At 48.0% G+C, this 840-nt stretch carries 2 tRNA genes and 2 rRNA genes; all 4 read left to right on the top strand.

Features of this window, described 5'->3' with window-relative positions:
• Positions 1-219, top strand: a 16S ribosomal RNA gene (locus tag GTP23_RS22390); the annotation flags it as partial.
• Positions 220-298: 79 nt separating this feature from the next.
• Positions 299-375, top strand: a tRNA-Ile gene (locus GTP23_RS22385).
• A 46-nt stretch (positions 376-421) separates the two neighbouring features.
• A tRNA-Ala gene (locus GTP23_RS22380) sits at positions 422-497 on the top strand.
• A gap of 230 nt (positions 498-727) precedes the next feature.
• A 23S ribosomal RNA gene (locus GTP23_RS22375) occupies positions 728-840 on the top strand; the annotation flags it as partial.

The following is an 840-nucleotide window of genomic DNA, read 5'->3' as shown; positions in this document are numbered from 1 at the left end:
ACTGCATGAAGTTGGAATCGCTAGTAATCGCGGATCAGCATGTCGCGGTGAATACGTTCCCGGGTCTTGTACACACCGCCCGTCACACCATGGGAGCGGGTTTTACCAGAAGTAGGTAGCTTAACCGCAAGGAGGGCGCTTACCACGGTAGGATTCGTGACTGGGGTGAAGTCGTAACAAGGTAGCCGTATCGGAAGGTGCGGCTGGATCACCTCCTTTCTAGAGTCGCACTAGTCAGCAATGACGACTCATCAAGCGTTCACACTTATCGACTGTCAATAAGAGAAGAACAGCATTTGGGGCTGTAGCTCAGCTGGTTAGAGCACCGTGTTGATAACGCGGGGGTCGTTGGTTCGAGTCCAACCAGCCCTACCAGTCCTATAGTGAGGTATCAGACTAAAGTCTGACACCTGACAAAAAAGGGGGATTAGCTCAGCTGGGAGAGCACCTGCTTTGCAAGCAGGGGGTCGTCGGTTCGATCCCGTCATCCTCCACCAAAAGTTCAAACGTAAGTCAGCCGATTTGGTTGCGATTTAGGTTTGATCTTTTAGAGATCAAGTGCTGTATGTTCTTTAACAATCTGGAAGAAGTAAGTAAATTTTTATTGATCGTTTTACGGTAAAACGTAGGACGATGGGTAATGATTGTATGTATCAACAAACGCATTAACGTAGTACTTCTTATTCCTATAAACGCTTCCTGTTAGTCGCAGGAGCTAACGTTATAGGGACAAGTGAATAAGTGCACATGGCGGATGCCTTGGCGATTACAGGCGATGAAGGACGTAGTAGCTTGCGATAAGCTGCGGGGAGTTAGCAAACAAACTTTGATCCGCAGATT

The organism is Duganella fentianensis, assembly GCF_009857835.1.
GTDB classification, from domain to species: domain Bacteria; phylum Pseudomonadota; class Gammaproteobacteria; order Burkholderiales; family Burkholderiaceae_D; genus Rugamonas; species Rugamonas fentianensis.
This window is presented reverse-complemented; position numbering and strand designations above follow the sequence as displayed.